Below are 23,807 nucleotides of genomic sequence, written 5' to 3' on the forward strand. Positions count from 1 at the left end.
AAAAATTAATAAATTACTTAAAAGCCGGTGCTAGTACAGCGCCGGCTTTTTATTTGTTCATCTTAAGTATTATCTATTATTTTGTTCTGGTAATTTCGGAAGCTGGCAAATGCTGATATTCCCGTTTTAAAAGAATACCCCGACAATTTCTTCTGCTAACCGTACAGTTAACCTAAAATTTAAGCATAAACTATGAAAGCATATATTTTCCCCGGACAGGGCTCTCAGTTTCCGGGTATGGGTCAGGAATTATTCCTGCAACATCCGGAGGCCAAACAATTATTTGAATTAGCCAACGAAATATTAGGTTTTTCTTTAACCGATGTAATGTTTGCCGGCACCGAAGTAGACCTGAAGCAAACCAACGTTACCCAACCGGCAATATTCGTGCATTCGGTGGCGCAGGCTGCAGTTTTACAAAATTTTAAACCCGATATGGTAGCGGGCCATTCGTTGGGCGAATTTTCGGCATTGGTAGTAAATAAAGTGCTGCGCTTTGAAGATGCATTGCAACTGGTTTCCAAAAGAGCCCAGGCCATGCAAGCCGCCTGCGAAAAAGAACCTTCTACCATGGCCGCCGTGCTGGGCCTGGATGATGCAACCGTAGAAAGAGTTTGTGCTGAAATTACAGACGAAATAGTAGTACCGGCCAATTATAATTGTCCGGGGCAGTTGGTAATATCGGGTAGTATTAAAGGAATAGAAATTGCCTGTGAAAAATTAAAAGCAGCCGGTGCCAAGCGGGCTTTGGTGTTACCGGTAGGCGGAGCCTTTCACTCGCCGCTGATGCAACCCGCCGAAGAAGAACTGGCTAAGGCTATTTACGCGACTACTTTTGCCACGGGAATTTGCCCGGTTTACCAAAACGTAGATGCCCTTCCTTACACCGATCCGGAGCAGATTAAAGAAAACCTGATAAAACAACTTACCGCACCGGTTCGCTGGACCCAAACCATCCAGAATATGCTGCAGGATGGCGCTACTGAATTTATTGAGTGCGGACCCGGTAAGGTATTGCAAGGGTTGGTGAAAAAAATAAACAAAGAAGCGGAAGTAAGCAGCGCCGGTGCTTAGTTTTGCTTACTAAGAGTCTTTTCTAAAGAATATAAATAGTCAAAAAGAGTAGCCTTATTTAATAATTATATCTGTTGTTAGGCAAATATTATATGTAAGGAGTTTAAGCAACCCAATCTTGTCATTCAGGAGGAACCTATTTAGCAGATAACCAAATAGGTTCCTCCTGAATGACAGAGATGAGTTCCTTTGCCTAACACATCGCTTATAAGAATATATTTATTATAGAAATCATAAAATAGGCTACTCTTTTTTATAGATTACCACAGGCAAATTATCCGGGCATTCGGCTAGTAAAACTTTGTTGGTTTTATTTAATGCCGGATGAACAAAGTCAGGCGCTAATTCTACTAAAGGCATTAAGGCGAAGCGCCTGTCTTGTAACCGCGGGTGCGGAATAATTAAATAAGGTAAGTTTAGTGCCAGGTGGTCGTAGTACAAAATATCAATATCAATTACCCGCGCGCCCCACTTTATTTTCCGTTCCCGGCCTAATAATTTTTCAATTAAATTAATTTGGGTTAAAAGCTCCTCGGGCGTTAATGCGGTAGAAATTTGCAGTAATTGGTTTAAAAAAGCAGGCTGATCTTCCAGGCCCCAGGCGGCCGTTTCGTATAGCTGCGATTTTGCCTTAACTGCGCCAACAGATAATGCTAATTGCGTAGTGGCAGCCGTTAAAAAATATTCCCGATCGCCTTGGTTGCTGCCGAGTAATAAATAAGTAATTGGCATTTAAAAAGCTTTAAAAAAAGAAATGGTTTTATCGGCGGCGTGTTGGGCAGCGGCAGGTAAGGTTGTATGCGGATAAGGATGGGAACCCCCGAAGCTATGATCGCATTTAGTAATTATTTCCAGCGCAGCATCTGGTTTGTTGGTTTTTAAATCGTAAGCCATTTGCAAAGGGAGCGTTTCGTCGTGGGTACCGTGGATTAACAGCAGCGGTTGGGTCATATGGCGGGCGGCGGCCGGAATACTTAACTTTTCTTTGTTCGCCAGAAAATCTTCTACTAATTGGTAATACAGCGGCAATAGTTGTTTGGTGCGCATATTTTCTACGTGTAGCACGCCCTCTTCTTTCCACTTGGCTATTACCTGCGCCGGCCAGCGGTTTTCGAGGTCGCTAATGGCGGCCCAGGTAGCGGTGGCTTTAATTCGAATATCCTGTGCCGAGGCCAAAATAGCTAACCCGCCGCCGCGGCTATGCCCGATTATAAATAGCTGGTTTAAGTTTATTTCATTCGCCGGTACAGCACTTTTATTGGTGTATAAATAATCTATTAAGGTGCTAACATCGGTTAATTCTTTCGAAAAGTTGTTTTGCGCAAATGCTTCCAGGTCTAGTACATCGTCTTCGGTAAGAGTGCTGCCGTTATGCGATAAATTTAATTTAATGAAAACAAACCCAGCTTCGGCAAAATAATCGGCTAGTAAGTTAAAGTAACCCCATTCTTTAAACCCTTTAAAACCATGAATAAATATGACCACCGGCTTAGGTAAATTATTGGGCTGCAAACGGGCATCGGCCCGTGTAGCCCGGCCGTGAGTTGGCGTTATCGTAAAATCTAGACGTTGGAGCGGTGCTGGCATATTTAAGCAAAATAATTTATTACCTGACTTAATATTAAGATTTTTGGGTAAAGATAAAAATATTAAGGTTGCGGTTTTTTGGGATTATTAGTACAATTTTAAATAAGTAACCAGGTAAATGCAGCTAACGGATAAGGTTAATATTTAGCTAAAGAAAATTTATGCAGGAATTAAAAGAGCAGCCTGCTTGCCTAAACAATAAACTTAGTGCATAAAAAACTGTTTGGATTCGAGGTGCCTACCTAGTAATATTGTGCCCCGGACATGCGCGTAACCCTAAAAGATATCCAAGCCCCTATTGCAACGGAAATGGCGGAATTTGAAAAAAAATTCCGGAGTTCGATGCAATCGCGGGTATTGCTGCTGGATAAGATTATGGGCTATATTGTAAAGCGCAAAGGCAAGCAAATGCGCCCCATGTTTGTTTTCTTTTCGGCCAAGCTTTTTGGCAGCGATATATCCGAAGCTACTTACCGCGGCGCCGCCTTAATAGAATTATTACATACGGCCACGCTGGTGCACGACGATGTAGTAGACGATGCCAATTACCGCCGCGGTTTTTTCTCTGTAAATGCGCTCTGGAAAAACAAAATTGCCGTTTTAGTGGGCGATTACCTATTATCGAAAGGCTTGCTGTTGTCGTTGCAAAACGATGATTTTGATTTGCTGAAGATTGTATCGAATGCGGTAAAAGAAATGAGTGAGGGCGAGCTGTTGCAGATTGAAAAAGCCCGCCGGCTGGATATTACTGAAAGTATTTATTTTGATATTATTCGTCAGAAAACTGCTTCTTTAATTGCTTCGTGTTGTGCAGTGGGTGCTTCTTCAGCGGGTGCCGATGCCGAAACGGTGGAAAAAGCCCGGCTCTTCGGCGAAAAAGTGGGCATTGCCTTCCAGATTAAAGACGACTTGTTTGATTACGGCACTGCTGAAATTGGTAAGCCCGTAGGCATTGATATTAAAGAAAAGAAAATGACGCTGCCGCTTATTTATGCGTTGCAGCAAGCCGATTGGTTTACCAAGCGCCAAATGATTTATCATGTTAAAAACAACAATGGTAAAAATGAAGTGGTAGCCAAGGTTATTCAATTTGTAAAACAATCAGGAGGCTTAGATTACGCCATTAGCCAAATGAATAAATACGCCGAAGAAGCGCTGCAAATATTGCACTCGTTCGCGCCTTCTCCTTCGCGCACTTCTCTGGAGCAACTTATTTCTTATACCATCGAACGCGAGAAATAATAACTATTTATTCACTGCCATTCGTTGTTATTTAATCCCCGGCTAGCTCCATCTTCTTTAAATCTTAAGTAACCTTTTCTTAAATTTTAAGTAGCGCAGCTATCAATTATTTGTTACATAATTAGCAATAATACCCTTGTTTAAAAGCAGTTAATCTGTTAAAAGCTTATTAAACAGTATATTGAAGATGTTTATTTAAACAAATACTATGTTACTTTTAAGTAAACACTGTCCTTTTTGTGCAATATATTTCTTAGTAAGTTTATACTATCAAAATATTCAAACAGAATAGTTTGGATGGTAATTTTAGTTTAGCATGTTCATTAAAAGAGTTATATCCTTCATTTTAATTTTCCTGATAGTTTTTACCTTACAGGTAAAAGACAAGGAAGTAAAGGGTATTGATTCTTTTGCAGTAATAAAAATTCAGAATGCCATGAAGGTGGCCGAAGAAGAAACAAAGCTCCCCAATATGCTGTATTAATTTCTTTAGTTGAAATATTCTGCGAGTTTCGGCAAGTGTTTATTCCTGTAGCAATTTCTGAATGGTTTTTTCAAAATCCTGCACAAATTCTTCGTAGTAGTGGCCGGTGCCCGGTCCCGAAAATCCTGTATGAATCTTCCTGACAGCACCTTTTTTATCCAGAATAATGGTGGTAGGAAAAGCCATTACGTGGTTTAGCATCGGGAGCGTTTTGGCCGCCGATTCTTTGTCGCGCGTGCCGGCTACTAACAACGGGTAATTAATCCCAAACCGGCTTTTTAGTTTCTCTAACCGTTTTTTTGCTTTCTCAAACTCGGGGTTTTGTTCGTAAGCCAGGCCAATAATTTCGAGCCCTTTATTTTTATTTTGGTTATAAAAAGGAGCTAGGTAAGCTGTTTCGTCCATGCAGTTGGGGCACCAAGAGCCCATGAGTTGCAACACCACTACTTTGCCTTTAAACTGAGGGTCTGCGAGTGAAACCTTAGTGCCGTTTAAATCCGGGAATGTAAAATCCAGTTTGGAGTAGCCAGGTTTCAGGTAGGTTAAGGTGTCGGCAGCGGGTAAAACAGCATTTTCGTTGCGCATAGCAAGCCAGGTACTGCGGCCGGTTTTGCCGGAAAAAAAATTACCTTGCAGTTTACCTTCACCATTGGGCGAGGCTTTAAATAAATAAGCGTGGGAACCATCGAACGTAGATAAACGCAGTTCGTCGCCGCTCACTTCGCCATCGAGGTAGCGGTAATCGCCGGTAGCGCTCAGAAAAGTGCCCGATAAATGATTGCCCTGCTGCGTAAATACCCCAATGGCTTTTTCTTCAATTCCTTCTTCATCTTTAAAAACTACATCCCATTTACCAGTATAATTTTGCGTGGGGGCAGCGGGGTTGCGCGAAAAGCGGTATTGCTGATCGTGCTTCGCGCTAAATTCCACTTCATAAGGTTCGTCTAGGTTATATCTAATCCATTGGCCTTTCAGGCCATCTTCCTGGTTGTTGATATGGGCTTTTAGGTCTGCATCAAAAATATGCAACGGTATTTTTACGGAGTCGCCGGTTACGGTAATTTCATCGAGTAATATTTTTTCGGAGCCGTTTACCAGGTACGCAATGGTTTTACCGGTCTGGTTTTTAGTTACTTCCAATAAAAAAGGTAATTCCTGATTCGAAATAGTGAGCACACCGCGCCAGGTACCGGGTTTTAAGGTTTTATTTTTTGGCTGACACGCCGCCGCAAATAATATTAACAGGCCAAGATTAACACCAGCGCTTATATATTTAAATAAGTTGTTCATGTATCAGAAAAATAGATTAGTAGGACTAAGCGAACAAATTGTGGCCGCAAAAGTAAAAGAATACTACTTTATTTAGAAATTAATAGCTGCCGCGCCCGTGCTATTAGATTCGGCTTTAATTCTTAATTGTACGTAAAACCTAACACTTATACATAAATGAGAAATTATGAATCCTGATACAACTCCAAACCCGATTGAGCCGGATAAAATAACCAACGCTGATGAAAGCAAAGAACTGCCCGGCAATAATTCTGAAATACAAGCTCCCCGGCAAACCGACGAACTGGATACCCATTACGAAGGCGTACGGGAAGCGGGCAATGTAGCCGCCGAAGACGAAAAGGAAACCGATAAACTGGATGGCAGTAATGTAAACAACCTGCGCACCAAGTAAGTACGGCTAAGCAGGGGGTTACAATGTAATACTTATTTGTTTTTATTTTAAATAAGAAAATAGGATTACATTAAATAGCACTTTTATATCTGGTTATATATATTTGCGCAAATTTAAATGGGCATGTACTGGTTTTTAGTTGCTTGCCCAACAGTACAAACCTTCAAAACCAATAATTATGGCATTTGATATAGAAATGATAAAGACGGTGTATGCCGGACTTGGCGCGCGTATAGCGGCTGCCCGGACAGCAGTAGGCCGTCCGCTTACCCAAACCGAAAAAATTCTTTACGCACATTTATATAATGGCAACGCTACCCAGGCGTTTGAGCGCGGCAAGTCTTACGTAGATTTTGCCCCGGACCGGGTTGCCATGCAGGATGCTACCGCGCAGATGGCATTGCTGCAATTTATGCAGGCGGGTAAACCGCAGGCAGCAGTTCCGTCTACGGTACACTGCGACCACTTAATTCAGGCCCGCGACGGCGCCAACGAAGATTTAGAAGTAGCCGTTACCGAAAACAAAGAAGTTTACGATTTCCTGGCTTCGGTTTCAAATAAATATGGTATTGGCTTCTGGAAACCAGGGGCCGGTATTATTCACCAGGTAGTATTGGAGAACTATGCTTTCCCGGGTGGTATGATGATTGGTACCGACTCGCATACGCCTAATGCCGGTGGCTTGGGTATGATTGCCATTGGGGTAGGCGGTGCCGATGCCGTAGACGTAATGGCCGGTATGGCCTGGGAGTTAAAATTCCCGAAAGTAATTGGGGTTAAGTTAACCGGCCGCATGAGTGGTTGGACTTCGCCGAAAGATGTAATTCTGAAAGTGGCAGGTATTTTAACTGTAAAAGGTGGTACCGGCGCTATTGTAGAATATTTTGGCGAAGGTGCCAACAGTATGTCTTGTACTGGTAAAGCTACCATCTGTAACATGGGTGCCGAAATTGGCGCTACCACTTCGGTATTTGCTTACGACGGCAAAATGCGCGATTACCTGGTAGGAACTGAGCGGGCCGATATTGCGGACTTAGCCGACCAAGTGGCCGAGCACCTGCGGGCTGATGATGAAGTTTACGCCGATCCGGCCGCTTTCTACGATCAGTTAATTGAAATTAATTTATCGGAGTTGGAGCCGCACGTAAACGGACCATTTACGCCGGATGCCGCGTGGCCAATTTCCCAATTTGCCGCGGCGGTTAAAGAACACGATTGGCCGGCTAAGTTAGAAGTAGGTTTAATTGGTTCTTGTACCAACTCTTCTTACGAAGATATTACCCGGGCAGCTTCTATTGCTAGCCAGGCTGTTGAAAAAGGCTTAGCGGTTAATGCCGAGTTTACCGTAACGCCCGGTTCTGAACTGGTGCGGTATACTGTGCAACGCGATGGCTTGTTAGATACTTTTGCCGAAATGGGTGGTGTAGTATTGGCGAATGCCTGCGGACCATGTATTGGCCAATGGGCGCGTCATACCGATGATCCTAAACGCAGAAATTCTATTATTACTTCTTTTAACCGGAATTTCGCTAAGCGGAACGATGGCAACCCCAATACCCACGCTTTTGTGGCTTCGCCCGAAATTGTAACCGCGTTTGCGATTGCCGGTGATTTAACCTTTAATCCTTTAACTGATACATTGGTAAATAAAAACGGTGAAGCCGTTAAGCTGGATGAGCCAAGAGGCGTTGAACTACCGGTTAATGGTTTTGCGGTTGAAGATGCTGGTTATGTTGCGCCGGCCGAAGAAGGTAGCCAGGTTAATGTGATTGTAGATCCGCAATCAGACCGTCTGCAATTGCTCGAAGGTTTCCAGCCCTGGAATGGTAACGATTATAAAGGCTTACGTCTGTTAATTAAGGCCCAAGGTAAATGTACCACCGACCATATTTCAATGGCTGGTCCTTGGTTAAAATACCGCGGACACCTGGATAATATTTCGAATAACATGCTGATTGGTGCTACCAATGCTTTTAATGGCGAAACCAATAGCGTGAAAAACCACACGGTACAAGGTACGCCTTACCAGGAAGTCCCAACCGTAGCCCGGGCCCTTAAAGCAGCCGGTATTGGTTCTATTGTGGTCGGCGACGAAAACTACGGCGAAGGTTCATCGCGTGAGCATGCGGCCATGGAGCCTCGCCATTTAGGTGTTAAAGTGGTACTGGTAAAATCTTTTGCCCGTATTCACGAAACCAACCTGAAAAAGCAAGGTATGCTGGCTTTAACTTTTGCAAATAAAGCCGATTATGATGCAATTCAGGAAGATGACCTGATTGACGTAGTTGGATTGTCCGGGTTCGCTCCAGGCAAATCTTTGCAAGTAGTATTGCACCACGCCGATGGCAGCACCCATACTTTCGAGGTTAACCATACTTACAACGAAGGTCAGATTGGCTGGTTCAGAGCCGGTTCGGCGCTTAACCTTATCCGGATACAAGGTGCCGCTACCCAAGCCAACCAGGTTTCCGGTCAGAAAGCTTAATAATTAATAATATTGGTTAAATAAAAAGGCCCTCCGCAAGAGGGCCTTTTTATTTAACCAATTTCCTGATTTCAATTAGAATATTTTGCACGCCACCAGTAACATGCCAACAGCCAGCGTTTATAGTAGTTAGGCTAATTACAAATACTGAAACTTTTGGCGATAAATACCATCTTTACCTCTAATTTGAAGCACATACATACCTTTAGCCAAGCCAGCTAGCTTTAAGCTATGCAAACCGGTTCTGGTTATGGCTTGTTGTTTCACTACGGTACCCATCAGGTTAATTACTTCCAACGTAACATTGTTGCTCGTAGCTATATTGGCAGGTATCTGAATAAATAATTGATCTTGGGTCGGGTTAGGATACACCACAAAATCGGCGGCTTGCCAATTATTACTGAAATCCAGGTATTTAATCTGAATATTTTGCGTGAGCGAATCAACACAACCTTTATTATCTGTTACCACCAGTTTAACGTTATAGCTGCCAGGTTGCTGATATTGAATAGTTGGCTCTTTTGACCGGCTCTCGCCTTTGTCGCCAAAGTACCAGTGCCAGCTAACGGCCTCGGGTGTTTGGTCTTTAAAATTTACCAGGCCATTAAGCGCCAAAGTTTCTGGATTAGGATTGTAGGTAAACGCCACACTGGGCTTTTGTACCTGAATTTTTACGGGTACTAACGGACTTTCGTAAAGCGAATCGGCATTACTCACGTAAAGAACTGTGTTGCTGTTGAGGCGAGGTGTCTTATAGCTAACCCCAGAACCCAACACCGTTTTCCGGTCTGCATCGGCATAAAATTTAAATTTGGAGCCATTTTCCGGGGATATAACCGAGGGAGTGCCCGGGCAAATAGTATCGTTTTGCAGCACGGGAGTAGGACTGATTTTTACCTCTATGTAGCGGGCTTTAGCTGCGGTAGCGCTTTTTTGCAGATCTTCTAAATTATCCCCGGCTAATATGGCAAAGGCTACCGTTACGGTTTCACCGGAGGCTAAGTACGGGATTCGGGCGCCGGTTACATCCGATACATCGTTGCCTTGGCCGTTTAAACCGGCGCTACGGTTTTTATCTGGGGTGTTAGACAAAGCCCGGTATTTTTTTACATCACTAAAACCGTCCGAAAGGCTAATATTATCGGTTGGGCCGTACAGGTTATCGATGGCATAGTGGGTAGCCGGTAAATCCGACAGTAATTTAACCCCGGCATAAACATTGCGGCGGTCTACGTTATACACATAGCCCATTTGGTGGTCTGGGTCCCAATCGGCTGCATTCCGGAAAGCCCCATCAATATCCCAATCGGTGTACATGCCGGCATACAAGTTCTGAAACGGCTCCAGGGTGTTATTCGTGATCTTGTATTCCAGCACAACAAATTTATGATTAGGGGCATTTTTCCAGGCATAGGCCCGGTAAGATACGCGTACGCCAGCCGTATTAGTAGACGGAAATGAATCTTGAATGGCTCCTTGCGCGGCTATATCGGCAAACTTTGGATTAGGAATAAACCGAACGCCTGCTACTTTCGAAAAATTATTATCTGATTCGAACAAATCGTTACGAATATTATCCGATACGCGGCCCGGTGTAGTACCAATCATAATACCCCCTTCGGCTAACAGCGGATTACCTTTTTTGTAAAATATGCCGTCGCCTTGCTGGTAATCTAACCCGTTGTAGCCAATATTACCTTTACTGGTTATACTTACGCCCAGGTTATTAATATTAATGGTAACAAAATCGGGGTTAGCGGCAATTTTAAAATATTGATAATCTGTGTAACTGCCATCGGCATAACCGTACCGGAAATTCAGAACCGAATTTAGCGGTATATCGGGGTTTATATAAATAACAAAAGGATTGCTGGCATTGGTAACAGAAGCGCCACTCGCAATTGCCCCGCCCGCAAAACTATTTTGCAGAATAGTTACGTACGGCGAAGTACAGGTTAAAGTAACCTGCAGGTTTGCTGTAGCCGCTAACACGTTCTGGAAAGTGCCGGTAATTTTTAAAGTATCGCCGGCCATCAGGCTATTTCCTTTGTTAAACTTGTTCTCTATATTCCGGACCGATTTGGTGTTGGTTTCGGATAAAGCCCGGTATAAATTAAGCCGGCCACGGCCCAGTCTTTCCTGAAAAGGCGCATTTGTTTGTATGTGGTAAATATCATCGGTGGTTAGGCGAATTTGCTCGGCAACCTGCATAGGCGTATAATGCGGAAATTGCTTGCTGACCAAAGCCGCGGCCGCGGCCACAATAGGAGCAGCAAACGATGTGCCGTGGCCATAGGTGTATTCATTATTTTTGGCACCTGTGGTCGTAACGGATAGGCCCGGCGCCATCAGATCTACTTTATTGCTGTAAGTATGGAAAGATACCCGGTTATCGCTCGGATCGACGGATGTTACTGAAATAACGTTATCGTAAGAGGCTGGGTAAAAATCAAAATCGCCGTTGGTGTTACCAGCTGCCGCTACCACAATTGCTTTTTTATTGATAACCGCATAGTTAATTATGTCCTGCTCATAAGCCGAACTAAATCCTGGTGAGCCCCAGGATAAATTAATTACTTTACAGCCGTGGTCGGCGGCATACACAATGGCTTCGTAGCCCGCAAAATTGCCTTTGGCTTTAGAGTTGAAAACTTTTATAGGTAATACTTTACAATTATAGGCTACGCCAGCCAAGCCTTTACCATTATTTGCTTCCGCCGCAACAATTCCAGTTACAAAAATACCGTGTGCATTGGCATCAGCCGTTGGGTCATTGTCGTTATCGCCCAAATCCCAGCCATGAAAATTATCAACGTACCCGTCGTTATCGTCATCTATGCCGTTAATCGGGTCAGCGTAGTTATACTTTATTTGCTTCTTTAAATCTTCGTGGTTTAAATTAATGCCCGTATCCAGCACCCCAATTACCACCGTTGAATCGCCCGTTTGAATATCCCAGCCTTTATAAGCTTTTATGGTTTTAAGATAATACTGTTTTCCCTTCAGCGAATCGGCCAAGGGGTCATTCGGCATTTTGAGTAGTTCGGGAATATTTACCGGCTCTACGTAACTTACCACCCCAGTACTTAGGAGCAAAGCCTTAAGTTTATTAAAAGTAACCCCCGGATTGTATTCCAGTTCATAAAGCAGGGTTAAGTCTATTTCGCCGGGTTTAAGAAATGGCTGCGGCAAAGCTCTCGGAAACTTTTGCTTTAACGTATGCGGCTGAATAGGCGAGAGCAGTTTTTTTACTTCCTGTAAAAAATAGCTCTGTAGCTCATAGTCTGATTTTAACTTAAAAATAAGGGTATTAGGCTTTGTTTTAGGTGCTGGTGCCACTGGTACCTGAGCCGAACAAAGCAAAACCGAAAATGTAAAAGCAATAAGTAAAAGTGTTCTGGTAAAAAAGAAATGGGTAAACATTATATCATACCTGCTAACTATAAAAATCAATTTTTAAATTATTCTTTTCGCCGGCTTTAATCCGGAGAAGCGTTAATTAAGATTACACCGTCTACACAAATTTGTTACATTAGCCAAGCACAATATTTAGATTAAATATATTAAAATGCTAATATACTAAAGTGTTACATACTTTCCCAATAAAATTTAATTTAATAATAAAATACTAGAATTTATTTAAATATTCTACAGACCGCAATACTTTATCAGTAAAATATTGAGGCGTTTGTTAATCAGGTAGTTTTGGTTTTTATTTTGCTGCTGCTACTAGGCAGATAGTCGTTTAACTAAAGCTGCGTTTTATCCTGTTTTGCAGGCACTTGCTAGTTCTATTTGTTTTCTTTGGTAAATATTCTTTATCAAAATTCCGGAAAATTCGTTTACTATAATATTCCTATTTTACCTGTGCAACAAAAAATATGAATGCAGCTAACACATTTTTCGCGGGCATTATTTTTTGGCTTTCCTCTAAATTAATTTAGCATGTTGTATGATAGCGTTACAAGACCAAGAGAAAACCCTGAAAGAAGCAATTAATGCTTTGCATCACCGGACTTTTTTTTCTTATTTCCCGGAAAACCCTTCGCCGGATGTTTACGGACCGGAAGCAGATGCAAAAGGACGAGAAAAATTCAACAATTTATTAGGGCAACGGTATAAAGAATTAAAACAAGCAGAGCCGGAGGCCTGGGTAGGGCAGGAAGAATCGCCGTATACGCAGGAAGCTTTGGGTATAAAATATCCATATTTTAGCCCGGCTACGCTGGTAAATAATGCGCAGGAAGCTTTTCATCAATGGCGTAAGGTGCCAGCCGATACCCGGGTAACCGTTTTATTAGATTCGCTGAGCGGTCTGCAAAATCGTTTTTTCGAATTAGCTTATGCTACCATGCACACCACCGGGCAAGCTTTTATGATGGCGTTTCAGGCATCGGGACCGCACGCCGCCGACCGGGCACTGGAAGCAATTGCCACCGGCTACGAAGAACTAAATCGCTTTCCAGAAGAGGCCGATTGGGAGAAACCTATGGGTAAGTATAACCTGAAATTGCAAAAATCCTGGCGGGCGGTGCCCAAAGGGGTAGCGTTGGCCATCGGTTGCTCTACTTTCCCGACCTGGAATACGGTGCCAGGTATGTTTGCCAGCCTGGTAACCGGTAATCCGGTAATTGTAAAGCCCCATCCGAAAAGTGTTTTGCCCATGGCCTTGGTAGTAGCCGAAGTACAGCAAGCATTAATTAATCATAACCTGAACCCGCTTATCTGCCAGTTGGCCGCTGACCCCGACGACCGACTAATTACCCAAGAATTAGCAGAGCATCTGGCTGTGAAAGTAATAGATTATACGGGTAGTACCGCCTTTGGCAATTACCTGGAAAGTTTGCCCGGAAAAATAGTTTTTACGGAAAAAGCAGGGGTTAATTCTGTTATTCTGGAATCGGTGGTAGATTTGGACAAAGTAATGCAAAACCTGGCTTTTTCCATTTCGCTTTACTCGGGCCAAATGTGTACCGCGCCGCAAAACTTTTTTATTCCCGCAACGGGCATTAACGTAAACGGAGAACAAGTGCCTTATGAGCAGGTTGTACAAAAATTTGCCGATGCGGTAAGTTCGCTCATTAATAACCCGAAGGTAGGGCCGCACGTGTTAGGAGCCATTCAGAACCCCGGTACCGTAGCGCGCGTGCAAGCAATAGAAAAAATGCCGGGTAAACCAATATTAACTACCTGCGATGTCGCCAATCCGCAGTTTGCCCAGGCCCGGTTATGCTCGCCGGTAATTTACGAAGTGGCCGCCGCCGATAAAGAAGTGTACAACCGCGAATTATTCGGGCCAATAGCGTTGGTTATTAAAACCCATAATACGCAACAATCCATAGCGTTGGCCAAAGAAATGGCACTGAACCACGGGGCAATCTCTTGTGGCGCTTACACTACCAATCCGGAATTAAAAGAACAGATTAAAGACGAAATGAGCCTGTCCGGAACTCCGGTTAGCTTTAATTTAACCGGCAATATTTACTTAAACCAGCATGCTAGCTTCTCCGATTTTCACGTAACTGGCGGTAACCCGGCGGGTAATGCGTCTTTTACTAACCCTGAATTTGTAGTAAAGCGATTTACCTGGGTAGGATTCCGGGAACTGGTTTCGGAATAAATTAATCTGGAACACTATTTAATTACAAAGCAAAAGCCAGCTTTTTAGCTGGCTTTTGCTTTGTAATACGCTTAAGTATTACTCCCATATTTTTTTTATATCGTTGGCTAAGCCTTCAATTCCATTTTTTATGTCAGTCCAGGTGTTGGTGCTGGTGTCGTTGGCCGAGGCATTTAATTTTTCGGCAATCAAACTCCGCTTTCGTTCTAAGGCTGCAATGTGCTCATGATAAGTATGGTTTGAGTCGGCGGCGGTAGCATGAGCCCGGCCCTGCAATATTTTTATCTTGCCATCTAGCTCTTCCAGACTTTTTTTGATTTCGTCATGGCTCAAATTTTCCGGTGCCCGTACACTTTCTGGTTTTGGCGGATATGATGTCATATGTATGCTACTTTTAGTTTAGTTAACTTTAAAATAGAGCTGCTTCTGTGTTGTAATAGCAGAACCAGCAATTATAGTTATTACTTACATTCCGGAAAAAAGATTTATGAAGTAGTTAAAATAACGCTTTACTGGCACGTTAAAAAAGTTGCAGCACCATATTAGCCACCTAAATTACTGGTTTTAGTTAGCTAAAATAATTTTACCGGCTGCATAAAAAAATAACCTGTAATATGTTTACAGGTTATTTTTTTAACTAATTAAGAATATTGCTGGCTAGGTAATTTACAGTTCCCCGGAAAAACTTATCGGCAGGTTGGGTATTCGGTTTCTACAACAGTGGTAACCGGAGTGCTGTTTGTAGAAGCTGTGGTTACAACTTTGGTTTGTTTGCCGGAAGCATTGTAGTTGCGGCTAACGGTATAGGTTGTTTTAACACTGCCATCGGGGTTATAAACTTTATAAGCCGTTGCATTATTTTTACTAAAATTTAAGCCCGCAGAAGATCGGCTAACATTCTGCGAGATTTGCAAATTTTTTAAAGTGTTGGTTAATAATTTGTCATCGTAGCTAGTGTACTCTTCTTCTAAATATTCATTACCGCCAGCCGGCTGAAAATAAGTTTTGGTTACGTTATCGTTCTCGTTATACTCATAACGCCAGTGCACGCCAAAGCTGGAAACAATTTTAGAAACCTTTTCATTGTCGTAGTAATAAAGACGGGTTTGAATTAAGTTGTGATTCCCGTCTTCCACTTTGTAATTATCGGTCTGGTATAATTTGCCATCGTTGTAATAAGTAAAAGTAGTTTCGTACTGCGCTACAGGCGTATTATTTTCTCCGGTTACTTTCTCAAATATTTTTAATAATCTGCCTTTGCTGTCGTATTCCGGTAAGCTCTCGGTTTTCTTTCCATCAAAGTCGTAGTGCGTTAATTTGGCAAATTCGTCGCCTTTAAAAGCGTATTCATTTAATAAAACGCGCTTGCCTTGGTAGTTCGTCCATTCTTTTTGAGTAGCGCAATCTGGTCCGGGCGTTAGGTTATTAAAATTATTATCCTGGCAAGAAGTAAAAAATAAAGTTGCCAAAAATATGGCAACCATGAGCGTAGTATTTTTTTGCATAATATTAATTAGTTAAAGTTATTAGGGTTACTGGGTAAATTAGGTTATTTAAAAAAGAGTTAAATTTTGGCATTGATTATTTTCCAAATTTTGGAAAGTATGTTTATAAGTTTTATTATAGTGGGTTGCTCTAATATAAACAGTATTTAAGTTTTGTACTCACAAATTTAAATATATTATTTCTCGGGGCATTATTATTTTATAATGATTCTGTTATATATGTATGGTACTTAGTAACCGAAAAGATTAATAGAGCAATTTTGCTTATTTAAAGATAACTGCTGCAAGTAAGTCAAACAATAGTTTATTTCATATACTTATTTATACGTATATTTATATGTAATGTTTGCTTTTTAGAATATTTCTGCAAAAAATAGTTCTAATAAAAGTGAGTAGCTGTGGTTGTAGGCTTATAAACTAAGAGCAACAGTTGTGAAATATTAATGCAGTGCTAACGTAAGTTTTGGGTAGCAGTATTACTTCATTCTAAAGTCTTTAGTTGTTTTCGTTCCTTTACTGGGTAACCATTTTCTGGCGAAAGCAAATGCTGCTTTAAACCGAAATTCCTGCGGTGCGGTAAACAAAATATCCGGAATAGAGTTAAGCTATAACATTTAACTTAAATAAATTGCTATGAAAACGTTATATACGGCAGAAGTAACGGCCACCGGTGGCCGCAGCGGCCATGTTGTTTCATCAGATGGTGTAATAGATATGCCGGTTACCGTACCCGAAGGGTTAGGAGGGAAAGGCGGTAGTACCAATCCGGAGCAATTATTTGCTGCTGGTTATGCGGCTTGCTTCCAGAGTGCTTTATTATTAGTAGCTGGCAAAGATCGTATTCGGTTAGAAAAAGAATCTACTGTAACGGCCCGGGTAAGCCTGAACCAACTAGATACCGGCAATTATGGATTGAGTGTAATCCTGGATGTGGATTTAAAAGGCTTGGATAAAGAGCAAGCTAAGCAACTGGTACACCAGGCGCACGAAGTATGTCCTTATTCGGTAGGTACCCGCGGCAATATTAATGTAGAACTGAACGTAGTATAAGAAGAAATAATTTTAGTACTGAACCTAAATAAAAAACCTCTCCAGTTGCCTGAAGAGGTTTTTTATTTATGAGAATAAATATAGGTTAAGCTAATACTTCTTTAACCCGGTCGGCAGCATCTTTTAATAATACCGCTGAGTAAACTTTCAGGCCAGATTCATCTATAATGCGGGCGCCTTCTTCGGCATTGGTGCCTTGCAACCGCACAATAATAGGAACCTGAATATCGCCAATATTTTTGTAAGCTTCCACAACGCCGCTAGCCACCCGGTCGCAACGTACAATACCACCAAAAATATTAATCAGGATAGCTTTTACATTCGGGTCTTTTAAAATAATTCGGAAACCGGCTTCTACGGTTTGGGCATTAGCGCTACCGCCTACATCCAGGAAGTTGGCCGGCTCGCCACCCGAAAGCTTAATAATATCCATGGTAGCCATAGCCAGACCGGCGCCGTTAACCATACAACCTACGTTGCCATCGAGCTTTACGTAGTTCAGGTTATGGGCACTCGCTTCTACCTCCAAAGGATCTTCTTCGTTAAAATCGCGCAGATCTTCAAAGGTCTTGTGCCGGTACAAGGCGTTATCGTCTAAATTAACTTTAGCATCAACGGCTAATATTTTGTTGTCCGAAGTTTTTAATACCGGGTTAATTTCAAACTGCGAGGCATCGGTATCTTCGTAAGCGCGGTACAGGGCCTGAATAAATTTCACCATTTCCTTAAAAGCTTCGCCTTCTAACCCTAAGTTAAAAGCTACTTTGCGCGCCTGGAAAGGCTGCAGACCAACCCGCGGGTCGATCCATTCTTTCAATATTTTTTCCGGAGAGTGTTCGGCAACTTCTTCAATGTCCATACCGCCTTCGGTACTAGCCATTATTACGTTGCGGCCTTTCGCCCGATCCAGCAGAATACTCAGGTAATATTCTTTAGGCTCCGACGGACCTGGATAATAAACATCCTGGGCAATTAAAACTTTATGTACGGTGCGGCCTTCCGGGCCAGTCTGGTGTGTTACCAGGTTCATGCCCAAAATAGCGTTGGCGTGTTCCCGCACTTGGTCCAGGTTTTTGGCCAGCTTAACACCACCACCTTTACCGCGACCACCCGCGTGTATCTGCGCTTTAACTACGTGCCAGCCCGTGCCAGTTTCGGCGGTTAGGCGTTTGGCGGCTTCTACTGCCTGGTCCGGATTGCGAACCACAATGCCCTCCTGTATACGTACGCCGTAGTTTTTTAATATTTCTTTACCTTGATATTCGTGTATGTTCATAGGTTCAGGTTTTATCCGGCACGAATGTAAAATATATTCCCTTTAAATTCAAACAGTAGTTCGTTATTCGTTAGCCGTTAATCGTTATTCGTTGTCCGATATATTTTGGTTTACTGTTTTCGTCTACTAGTATTCTGTATCAAACTTTAACTAATTTTCCATTGGTTCAGAAAAGAAAAATCAGTTTAATCTCCAAAACCGGATAACGAACAACGATTAACGGCTAACGAATAACGAACTACTGTTTTCCGTACCACTGCGCTAATATTTGCGCGGCTGGTTTATTTTGCGGGGTAAAATCACCGTGATATTGGCGGTTTTCGCGGAGGCGCGGGTACCATTTCCAGATGTACATGCCCCTAAACCAAGGCTGGTGCCATACCGTCTGGAACATGGCTTCGTAGCAGGCAGCCTGGGTACTAGCGGCTTGGGGTAGTTCGGGTTGGGCGCCGCGTTCCGGCCATTTCCAAGGCTCTATACCGGCATCCGGGGTGCTTTTGTAACCGGCTTCGGTAAAAACAATGGGCTTCTGGTAGCGCCTGGCTATTTTGGCCAAGTCTGGTAAATGCTGTTCCCAGCCTTTTTTTAATTCTTTTAGCGTCGGATTATTTTTCTTAGTAAGCGGAAAATAAGCTTGTACGCCAATAAAATCCAGCTCATCCCAGAATTTTATTTGCTCATACTCCAGGTACCAGTTAGCGGCATACGTCAGTTGGCCGCTATATACCTTCCGGATATCTTTAATTAAATCGCGCCAGGCTTGCTCATGCGTAACTGCCGGTTTGTGTAGTTCGGTGCCAATGCAAAAGGCTTCAATTTGTTCTTGCTGGGCTAGTTGCGCGTAGTGCAAAATAAAGGTCCGGTAATTGCGGAACCAGTCCTGCCACTCCGCTTCACTATTCATCTCAATATCGCCGAGCCATTTGCCAGTGCGGTCGTGTAACCAGATGTGCGGCTTGAGCAACGTTTTAATACCTAATTTTTTGGCTTGGCGGGTTGTATTAATAAGTCCCAAATCGCTTTCGCCCCAATAAGCCCGGTTAGCACGGGTGTTTAATCTAACTTCCGGAGAATTATAGGCCGCTTGCCAGCCAAATGGTGTCTGGGAAATCCACTCGATATTATTTTGTTTCAGCGCTTGTAATTGCTCCAGGGTTACCGAGTCGGCGGCTACCCAACTTACGCCGCGCATTAATTCTGGTCGGTTAGGTAGGGCAAATGCTGTCTGCTGATTACTCATAGGGGCATCCGCAGCAAAGTACTTTTTGCAAATAAAAGCAAAACTCAGCAGGGCTAAGCCAATCAGCAGAAAGCTGCTTTTCCGGATCATTTATTTCAACTATTTTGAGCTGTCTAATATATAAAATATTGAGGCTTCGTGCTAATAGTTCTTATATTTTCAGGTTTTGCTTTCAGCAATTTGAAGCATTTATTTACAAGCGCCGCAAAATATAAAGAGAGCTTGACGGAATTGGAGGTAAGTAGCGGTAGCATAAAAATGCCATTCCTTTAATATTTACTCCGAGAATTATTGATTAAATATTAAAGGAATGGCACGGATAAGATGATTGAATATTATTTCTATTTATTTCTTTACTAAAACAAATTTTTGTGTGTCCGTATCCACCACTTTTTTAAGCATGCTGTGTAGTTTGTCGTATGCTTCGGGCGTAAATTCACCTTCTTTTAGTAATAATTTGCGGGAATAAATTAATTGCCCACTAGAAACCTGAACCGAAGTGGAAAAAGAACCCAGTTCGTTTTGCAGGGTAACGGGCTCCGGAATATAATCGGGCTTGAAACCAGCCGGCAGGTTAAAAGTAAAAACGTCTTCGTCGTAAAAGCCGCGGGTAATGCTCACTTTCTGTTTCCGGTTCCGGACTTCTTTGGGTACATTTAAATTGCGGGTAAGGTGGTAAACCGGTACCACCAGCATATTATTATCAATATTCCCGTACCCGGCAGCTTTTATTTCCATTTTTTCGGTCAGGTGGGGTTTGCTGGTTTTTTGCGGCTCCAGGGTATATTTAATTATTTCCAGGTTGTTGATGGGGTATATTTCTTTGAGTAAATCCGTACGCTCTTTACCAGCTTTCAGAAGCAAGTGGTCGCGGTTGTCGTACTGCGAGCCTTCGTAACGGGTTTCCAATTGCCCTTGCAGCAAACCTTTTTCGTCGAGGGTGAAAGTAGCTTGCCGTATTTGCCGGTTTTGTTCCGGGGCGTAGCCGCTGGTGCGGGCAATTACCCCGCCATTTTCGGTATAAAGTAAAACCCGGCGCTTATCGGTAAAAGTGCCCATATAACCCATCGGCGCCTCCCGACTGGTACACTCCAGCCAAATAGTATCTTGCGCTACCGGTACGCACAAAATGGCATGGTTGCCCTGGAAAGCACTCGCAAAATCGGGTAAATAACTTTTCCGGTCCGGGCCGGCATTAACCTCGGCATAATGCGCTTTTATACCAGCCGCACTAAGCAAACTACGGGTGTAATTAGTCAGGGCTTTGCAGTCGCCGTAACCCAGCCGATCTACTTCTTCGGCTTTCATGGGCTGCAAACCGCCAATGCCTATTTGCACACTTATGTACCGGTTCTTTTGCTGCGTATATTCGTATATTTTCCGGATTTTCTCTTCCGGGGATTTAATATTTTGCACCAAAGCAGTAACAGCGGCAACCGTTGCCGGCGACAATTTATCGCGGCCCTGAAGCAAATTATCGTAAGCCCATTTGCCGTATTCCTGCCAATTGGTAAATTTACCCGTTATGCCTTCGTACGAAAAAGTAACCGGGGCAATCTCTACCATGGTCATATATTCCTGGGCCGGCGGGCTAAACGGTTCGCTTTTAATAGCCGGTAAGTTTTGGGTGTTCCATTCCAGCGTTCTAGCATCCGCCGTGCTGGTTTCTTTCCGGGGTGTTTTTAAATTAAATTCTTTGAGCCGGGTTTCGAAGCTGGGTTTCGAAATAAATTTATAACTGCTGTTTTCTACCGCAATATCCAAAGCTTTTTGCGGGTGCCAGTCCGGGAAATAGAAGGTATGCTTAAAACGCAACTCGTATTCGTACTCGATGGTGTACGGGTAGAAGTTTAACCGCGGCGTGTAATGCTTTACCCGGTCATCTTCAAACAACGAAATATCGCTGATAGCGCTTACATCCTGAAAATCCGAAGCTGCTAATTTCTTAATAAGCTTACCGGTATTATCATAAACGGCACCCTTCAGGTTTTTGAGCTGCCGCGATTTATCGTAGAAAACAGCAATATTGGCGTATTCGGCCCCATTGCTGTTGAGGATGGTAATGGCTTCTTTGTACCGAAATATTACCTGATCTAAATCTTTTACCTCGGTAACGCTTTCCTGCACCCGCACTACCGCATTGGCATACGCTTGTAAAGATTTAGGTATTGCGGCTGCATCGTAAGATATTGGCGGGGTGGCAGCTGTAAGGTTAAAGCAAACAACTCCGCAAATCAGCAGAAAAAGAAATAATTTACGCATTTAAGCTTTTTTATTAAAAACCAGATTTGTTTTATAAGACTGCACAATTTTATTGAAGAGTTCTTTCAGGTAAATATATTCTTCGGAACTGTAAACCGGTTTGCTCAACGAAATCATACTGGTTACCACCACCTTGTTGCCAATATTTTGTACACTAAAAATAAAGCGTCCGCCACCATTGGGCAAGGCCAGGGTTACCGGAGTAGGTAAAATGGCCAATTCAAATTCGTTGGGGTATTGCAGATTTATGGTTAAGGTTGTTTCAATGGGGGCACCTAAGTCAACGGGGTAGGTTCGTTCCTTTGCAGTAAACGGGTTCTTTTCCCAGCTTTCCATAAAGAAAGGATTCAGAAACAGCTTGTTCTTGTTTAAATTATCGAAACCTTCTATGCTTACTTCAAAGGTCTGCGATAAAGCTTTGTCTAACGTTTCGAGGTTATTAATATCGTATTTTACTATTTTAATTTTACTCCATTTTTCATCCAGCGACTCAATGTACTCGTCGTGGTTGTTAAAGGAATTAATGTGTTTCCGATCCTGCAGGGCATCGTAACCGGCCGAAGAGTTAACAACTTTGCCTTTAAAGCTGCCATCCGTTTGTAAACTCAGGTCCATGTAAATGGTTTGTTTTTGCTTTTCGGTAGGCAGAATGTCCAGCCAATACGAAGCACCTTTTTCCGGAAAAGCCCGGCCTTTGCCGTTGAGGCAGCGGATGGGCAACATGCCAAACGAAACAAACGGATCGGTCGCATCGAGCAGGTAGCTTTTGCCCCCAATAGCAACCCGGGCCACTACATAATTAAAATCACTAATTACCGGGTGAATATCAATAGGCAAGCCGTTTTCGCGGGTCGATAAAATAACTGGTTCGGTTTTAAAACCGCCCATATTTAAAGCTGCTATGAGCGATAAATTTATATCGCCTACGTTGCCGGTTTTGCTCTCGTAAGCTTTTTTAATGCCAAACTCAGAATATTTGCCGTAAGTATCGTTCCAGCGGTACCAGCCTTTAATAAAATCGAATATTTTCTGGGCTTTTTTGAGCGAGTCGGTTTCGGCAGCAATTAAAGCTGTTAGGTTCTCGCGGAAAACATCTTTGCCCTTGCGGAGTTGGCCGCCAAATTTGGCATCGTTACGCAGTTCCAGGTCTACGTCTTTCCATTCCTTGGTTATTTTTTCTTTGCGGCCATCAAAATATTGCAGTTCTTTCAACTCAAAATATACCGCCGATAAGAAGTTGCTTTTGGCCGTCATGTACTCTTCTTCTACGAAAGCAGGAATATTGGCCATAGCAAATTTGTACAAAGCGCAATCGGCTTTGTGGCCGCCACCGGGCGTAAAGCAATCTTTTAATAATTCGGAATCTTGCTTGTCGAGTTTTCTGGCACCGCGCAGCGTAATATTGTATAAATAATTACCCGGAATTTTCGCCCAATATTCGCTGTGCATTTTAGGAATATCCGACTGAAACTCCCACGACCGAAAGTTGAAGACAAACGGCGACTCCAGGGTATATTTTACTTCTATTACGCAGCCCTCCTGAATATTAGGTAAAGTAAACTTTACCAGGTCCAGGTATTTAGATTTGTTTTCGGTGAAGGTTTTGCGGCTATCTAGCTTAGTTTCTTCTACCTTGCCGTTTACCAGGTTATAAGTAGAAGCCTGAATTTTATTAACTTTTTCGCTTTTGCCATTTTGTTTAAACAGCGGGATGGTAATATTGGCTTGGTCGAAAGCTTTGCTATTCAGGATTTTAATTTTGACGTGGTAATTATGCAATAAATTATGATCGTTGCTATTGTCGATGTATGATTCGCCGAACTCCTGCAATACCACCGCATTGGACGTAGTATCTTTATCATACTCCTTCATCTGAAGCTGAAATAATGCAATTTGGCCAAACTGATAGCCACTTTCCTGAGCCTGCGCCGTTAAGAACAAAAGAAGTAATAAGGGAGTGAGTAGCAGTTTAGCCATGCCGAACATTTTAGGGTGAAATTTTAAAAGGAAGTGGTTGTGTTCTAAAGAATATTCAATTATCAGGAATACAAATTTCGGAAAAGATCTATATATAACAATACCTATTAATAGGTATATTATTAAAAATTTAAACTGCAGAATAGGAATATACCTTTGCCCAGGAAAAGGTATATTTTGGAGAAACTCTAGTTTAAGAACCTAAAAAAATTAAATTTTAGCTTTAATAAAGAGCAAAATGTTTAGCTGGTTTTATTTAAATGGCTGATGGTAAATAGTTTATAAACTGCTAAGTTGCCAGTCAAAAATAATTTAAAAATA

At 42.6% G+C, this 23,807-nt stretch carries 17 protein-coding genes; 7 read left to right on the forward strand and 10 right to left on the reverse strand.

The window, feature by feature from the left end; all coding sequences use genetic code 11:
* Positions 1-192 precede the first annotated feature (192 nt).
* A complete protein-coding gene (fabD, locus tag F0145_RS01795) occupies positions 193-1,074 on the forward strand; it encodes an ACP S-malonyltransferase (protein WP_150086344.1) in 882 nt (293 codons plus the stop codon).
* Positions 1,075-1,317: 243 nt separating this feature from the next.
* Here the strand turns inward: fabD and folK are convergent, their stop codons facing one another.
* Positions 1,318-1,806 carry a 2-amino-4-hydroxy-6-hydroxymethyldihydropteridine diphosphokinase gene (folK, locus tag F0145_RS01800; protein WP_150086345.1) on the reverse strand — a complete coding sequence of 163 codons (489 nt, stop codon included), beginning with the start codon at positions 1,804-1,806 and terminating at the stop codon, positions 1,318-1,320.
* Complete coding sequence (locus tag F0145_RS01805) at positions 1,807-2,661, reverse strand: alpha/beta hydrolase family protein (protein WP_150086346.1); 855 nt, start codon at positions 2,659-2,661, stop codon at positions 1,807-1,809.
* Positions 2,662-2,925: 264 nt separating this feature from the next.
* Here F0145_RS01805 and F0145_RS01810 point away from each other — a divergent pair, with 264 nt between their 5' ends.
* Both F0145_RS01810 and F0145_RS26050 read left to right on the forward strand, forming a co-directional pair.
* Positions 2,926-3,903 carry a polyprenyl synthetase family protein gene (locus F0145_RS01810; RefSeq protein WP_150086347.1) on the forward strand — a complete coding sequence of 326 codons (978 nt, stop codon included), beginning with the start codon at positions 2,926-2,928 and terminating at the stop codon, positions 3,901-3,903.
* Between the two features lie 316 nt (positions 3,904-4,219).
* On the forward strand, positions 4,220-4,387 hold the full coding sequence (locus F0145_RS26050; RefSeq protein ID WP_190277443.1) for a hypothetical protein: 168 nt from the start codon (positions 4,220-4,222) through the stop codon (positions 4,385-4,387).
* A gap of 39 nt (positions 4,388-4,426) precedes the next feature.
* Here F0145_RS26050 and F0145_RS01815 read toward each other — a convergent pair whose 3' ends face one another.
* The gene (locus F0145_RS01815) at positions 4,427-5,677 is read right to left on the reverse strand and encodes a peroxiredoxin family protein (protein WP_150086348.1); all 1,251 of its coding nucleotides are present in this window, start codon (positions 5,675-5,677) and stop codon (positions 4,427-4,429) included.
* A gap of 166 nt (positions 5,678-5,843) precedes the next feature.
* Here F0145_RS01815 and F0145_RS01820 point away from each other — a divergent pair, with 166 nt between their 5' ends.
* Both F0145_RS01820 and F0145_RS01825 read left to right on the forward strand, forming a co-directional pair.
* On the forward strand, positions 5,844-6,071 hold the full coding sequence (locus F0145_RS01820) for a hypothetical protein (protein ID WP_150086349.1): 228 nt from the start codon (positions 5,844-5,846) through the stop codon (positions 6,069-6,071).
* 178 nt (positions 6,072-6,249) lie between these two features.
* The gene (locus F0145_RS01825) at positions 6,250-8,556 is read left to right on the forward strand and encodes an aconitate hydratase (RefSeq protein ID WP_150086350.1); all 2,307 of its coding nucleotides are present in this window, start codon (positions 6,250-6,252) and stop codon (positions 8,554-8,556) included.
* A gap of 138 nt (positions 8,557-8,694) precedes the next feature.
* Here F0145_RS01825 and F0145_RS01830 read toward each other — a convergent pair whose 3' ends face one another.
* On the reverse strand, positions 8,695-11,979 hold the full coding sequence (locus F0145_RS01830; RefSeq protein WP_150086351.1) for a S8 family serine peptidase: 3,285 nt from the start codon (positions 11,977-11,979) through the stop codon (positions 8,695-8,697).
* A gap of 529 nt (positions 11,980-12,508) precedes the next feature.
* Here F0145_RS01830 and paaN point away from each other — a divergent pair.
* Positions 12,509-14,176, forward strand: a complete 1,668-nt coding sequence (gene paaN / locus F0145_RS01835; RefSeq protein WP_150086352.1) for a phenylacetic acid degradation protein PaaN — start codon at positions 12,509-12,511, stop codon at positions 14,174-14,176.
* A 78-nt stretch (positions 14,177-14,254) separates the two neighbouring features.
* Here the strand turns inward: paaN and F0145_RS01840 are convergent, their stop codons facing one another.
* Entirely contained in the window at positions 14,255-14,557 is a 303-nt protein-coding gene (locus F0145_RS01840; protein WP_150086353.1) for a sll1863 family stress response protein, read from the reverse strand.
* A 305-nt stretch (positions 14,558-14,862) separates the two neighbouring features.
* Positions 14,863-15,681, reverse strand: coding sequence for a hypothetical protein (locus F0145_RS01845; protein ID WP_150086354.1), 819 nt, complete (start codon positions 15,679-15,681; stop codon positions 14,863-14,865).
* A 633-nt stretch (positions 15,682-16,314) separates the two neighbouring features.
* Here F0145_RS01845 and F0145_RS01850 point away from each other — a divergent pair.
* Entirely contained in the window at positions 16,315-16,731 is a 417-nt protein-coding gene (locus F0145_RS01850; protein ID WP_150086355.1) for an organic hydroperoxide resistance protein, read from the forward strand.
* 85 nt (positions 16,732-16,816) lie between these two features.
* Here the strand turns inward: F0145_RS01850 and sucC are convergent, their stop codons facing one another.
* From sucC to F0145_RS01870, 4 genes are all read right to left on the reverse strand, one after another.
* Positions 16,817-18,007 carry an ADP-forming succinate--CoA ligase subunit beta gene (sucC, locus tag F0145_RS01855; RefSeq protein ID WP_150086356.1) on the reverse strand — a complete coding sequence of 397 codons (1,191 nt, stop codon included), beginning with the start codon at positions 18,005-18,007 and terminating at the stop codon, positions 16,817-16,819.
* A 238-nt stretch (positions 18,008-18,245) separates the two neighbouring features.
* On the reverse strand, positions 18,246-19,337 hold the full coding sequence (locus F0145_RS01860) for a glycoside hydrolase family 113 (RefSeq protein WP_223815765.1): 1,092 nt from the start codon (positions 19,335-19,337) through the stop codon (positions 18,246-18,248).
* Positions 19,338-19,592: 255 nt separating this feature from the next.
* Positions 19,593-21,509, reverse strand: coding sequence for a DUF3857 domain-containing protein (locus tag F0145_RS01865; RefSeq protein ID WP_150086357.1), 1,917 nt, complete (start codon positions 21,507-21,509; stop codon positions 19,593-19,595).
* Entirely contained in the window at positions 21,510-23,486 is a 1,977-nt protein-coding gene (locus F0145_RS01870) for a DUF3857 domain-containing protein (protein WP_190277444.1), read from the reverse strand.
* Positions 23,487-23,807 lie beyond the last annotated feature (321 nt).

The sequence above is a fragment of the Adhaeribacter rhizoryzae genome, from assembly GCF_008629685.1.
GTDB lineage: Bacteria > Bacteroidota > Bacteroidia > Cytophagales > Hymenobacteraceae > Adhaeribacter > Adhaeribacter rhizoryzae.